Here is a 3252-nt window from a genome sequence, read left to right on the forward strand (position 1 = left end):
AAGCTCCAAAGGGTGTTATGTTATTTATAATCAATTCATTACAATACAACTCAGTATGGATTTTGGAGGGGCCAGGTGAAGCTGTTCCGGCCAGCACCCATTCTTTTTCCGAAAACCGGTTGTGACCGCGGGGCTTTTCAATGGGGTTTATACATCAGAAGCTCCAAAGGGTGTTATGTTATTTATAATCAATTCATTACAATACAACTCAGTATGGATTTTGGAGAGGCCAGGTGAAGCTGTTCCGGCCATCACCATTCTTTTTCCGAAAAACGGTTGTGACCGCGGGGCTTTTCGACGGGTTTATAAATTCACAGGCTTTAATAGTCTATATGCTATTTATAATCAATGTGCTACCATACATTACATCGTGGATTTTAGGGGTTCGCCAGCATGTAAGCATGTCCCCGAATCATTAATCGGGGATCGGTACTTCGTCCCGACCAGTGACAGCCATAATTCAGACATGCAGAGTTTTTCACCACGCTTTTAAAGCGGACATTACCGAACGGAACCGTATGAAAGTACTTATCGCGCCATCGATACTTGCGGCAGACCTCAGTTGTCTCGGAGAAGAAATCGCCCGCGCTGTCCGCGGCGGATGCGATGCGATACACATCGATATCATGGATCATCACTTTGTGCCGAACCTGTCGTTCGGGCCGGATATTGTCAAAACAGTGCGCCATCTGACCGACCTTCCGCTCGATGTTCATCTCATGGCCGACAATCCGCTCGACATGATCGAATCCTTCGCCAAGGCGGGGAGCGATTACCTGACCATCCATATCGAGGTGCTCGACAATGCGATTGATGCCCTCGCGGCCATCGACGGTCTCGGAGTCTGTCCCGGGCTCTCGCTCAAGCCCGATACGCCGGTCGAAGCGGTGATACCCTACCTCGACCATGTGGATATCCTGCTCGTGATGTCGGTGTTTCCCGGATTCGGCGGGCAGTCGTTCATCGAGGAATCCTACAGCCGTGTCAGCAGTATCGCGGAGGCCGCATCGAAGCTCGAAACGCCGCCCTATATCTCGGTAGACGGCGGTGTGGACTTCGTCAATGCTCCGAAGCTCGTGAAAGCGGGTGTGAATTTCCTCGTCGCGGGGTCATCGATCTTCAGGGATCACGGCGCCATGGAGAACATCCGCCGCATGAGGGAAGCGCTGAATACATGATTTTTACGGCCCCGTTATCCCACGAATCAGTTGATTTTTCACCGTACATTGTGCATATTATCGACCAACGCACGACAGTGAGCGGAGGGCTAGTCTAATTGGCAAGGCAGCGGACTTGAAATCCGCCGGGCTAATCACCCTTCAGAGTTCGAGTCTCTGGCCCTCCGCCAAATAAAATAAGGCGTTTATATCATTTTAACTATAAACGCCTTAATTGTTTCTGCTACGTTTTGCGTTCAATATCGTATGAACATACATAGTGAACATCGATTGTCTGCTACGTTTCTTCGGTTGCGGCCCCGGCTCGTTTTCCCCGCTCGCCGGTCAGAATCAGATCACTATGATCTTGCAGCCTTTTATCATCCATATGATTAATATCCCTGTATTCCTCTTTTTTCATCGCGCTGACGAGATGCCCGGTACTACCCCGATCATGGCTCCAGAGATATGCCTCTTTCGAACGCGTTTCCCGGATATATCACTTGCGATAGTGCCATGAATCGATTCCTGACAGGCTCGGAAGAATGCGTACATCGATCCTGCCGAAGGTATCGCCCGAAAGATAGCGCGTCTCCTTTACTCCGACTCGCCATTGAGTCTTGAAGTAGAAAATGATTTTATGCCGCCGCGCTTTTGCTGCTGCGCAGCATTGAGATCCCCAGCCAAATGAACCACACAATCTGACCCAACGCAAAAATGTAAATAAACAGCTCGGCGAGAGCCGGGACAATCGAGATGATGCCCGCTAAACCGACCACTACGCCAAGGTAGTTCAGTATCCTGGAAAGTTCTCCTGTCTGCAAAGCTGCCCAACTTAACAGTATAATCCATATACCTCCTATAGCTTCATTACTGCCGGCTAATCCTCCCAACACAGAGTCAATCGTCAACCAGACCGTCCCCGCTTGAGTCGGGTCTTTACCATAGAGATCGACGACATTTTGCATGCCAATGTTGTGGATCATACCGCTAATAATGATCACGCAGCCCCAGAATATCCCGAAGACGGTCGCTGTCTGTGCTATTGCTGGTGAGCCGGCTTTCAACCGCTCGTAAAGCGATAACGACAGGACAACCATAAAGATACCCCATACAACATAGACAATCAGGTGCAGTATGTACAGGAAAGCCAGGTTGTCCGCCATTAAAGCCACCTTCTTGACAGGGTCAGCTACACCAGAAACGTCCACTACGCTGAGAAAACCTATCATACCCACTATGTAAGCTGCTGCCTCGTACAGCGCGGCAATGCCGCCTATCTTCTGTAAACTCTTCATTAATTATCTCCATATTATGAACGATATTAATAAATTTCATTGAATTGAATTGAATTGAATATGACTGTGAACTCCATTGCTTCCGGCCTTACACATTCAGCATCAGGTTCTGAGCAAACTCTTCCGCATTTTTAAGGTCTTCAGCATTCGGTTTACCCTTATTGATTCCCCCAATCAGTTTAAGAAAGCTATTAGTGTCCCACCCTGCGCAATTAAATTCATCAACTATCATATAACCTTTAGATGGCAGTTTTTCCCTGAGCACCTTGTGAGGATCATCGATAGTTTCCGGATGTTTGAGTGCGAATTTTCTTGAAACTCCACTGGTTGAGAAAATGAAAACTTTCCTGTTGGTGACTTGTGGTAGTTTATCGGCAAGGTCAAGCAGATATTTATGGTGTTTTTGATCATATATCCCTGAGCCAAATCCTATTAAACCATACTCCTGAAGTTCTTCAATATTAATTTGTTGTGGAGTTTTTATTTGTGCATCAAGAACTTTTGCAAAGACGTTAGCGATTTTCTCAGTATTTTTATGATGATATGAAACCAAAACTAATAGGGATTTCATCGGTAACACAACATTCATGCGTTCTCCCTGAGCACTAATCTTACTACCCGATGACGAATCTATATCCTGGTACTCTTGTATGTTCTGGTTTTGACCTTTTTCCTTTGATTTTGTCAATGTGGATGAACAACCTCCCAAAGCCAGAGAGCCTAAAGTCAAACCTGTGGTCCCAATAATTGCATCTTTAAAAAATGTACGCCTGTTTTCGTTCATAATTATCACCTTG

The 3252-nt window shown here is 46.6% G+C and carries 3 protein-coding genes and 1 tRNA gene; 2 read left to right on the plus strand and 2 right to left on the minus strand.

Annotated features, from left to right (window positions below; all coding sequences use genetic code 11):
- Positions 1 to 518 precede the first annotated feature (518 nt).
- Positions 519 to 1178, plus strand: coding sequence for a ribulose-phosphate 3-epimerase (gene rpe, locus LLG96_16575; protein ID MCE5251825.1), 660 nt, complete (start codon positions 519 to 521; stop codon positions 1176 to 1178).
- An 83-nt stretch (positions 1179 to 1261) separates the two neighbouring features.
- Positions 1262 to 1348, plus strand: a tRNA-Ser gene (locus LLG96_16580).
- Between the two features lie 447 nt (positions 1349 to 1795).
- Here LLG96_16580 and LLG96_16585 read toward each other — a convergent pair.
- Entirely contained in the window at positions 1796 to 2455 is a 660-nt protein-coding gene (locus tag LLG96_16585) for a DUF4386 family protein (GenBank protein ID MCE5251826.1), read from the minus strand.
- A gap of 88 nt (positions 2456 to 2543) precedes the next feature.
- The gene (locus LLG96_16590) at positions 2544 to 3026 is read right to left on the minus strand and encodes a flavodoxin family protein (protein ID MCE5251827.1); all 483 of its coding nucleotides are present in this window, start codon (positions 3024 to 3026) and stop codon (positions 2544 to 2546) included.
- Positions 3027 to 3252: the final 226 nt, after the last annotated feature.

The organism is bacterium (assembly GCA_021372535.1).
Taxonomy (GTDB): Bacteria; Latescibacterota; Latescibacteria; order Latescibacterales; family Latescibacteraceae; genus JAFGMP01.

Excerpts from the sequence above, each read along its gene's own strand:
- rpe (MCE5251825.1), top strand. The coding sequence starts at position 519 with ATGAAAGTACTTATCGCGCCATCGATACTTGCGGCAGACCTCAGTTGT.
- LLG96_16585 (MCE5251826.1), bottom strand. The coding sequence starts at position 2,455 with ATGAAGAGTTTACAGAAGATAGGCGGCATTGCCGCGCTGTACGAGGCA.
- LLG96_16590 (MCE5251827.1), bottom strand. The coding sequence starts at position 3,026 with ATGAAATCCCTATTAGTTTTGGTTTCATATCATCATAAAAATACTGAG.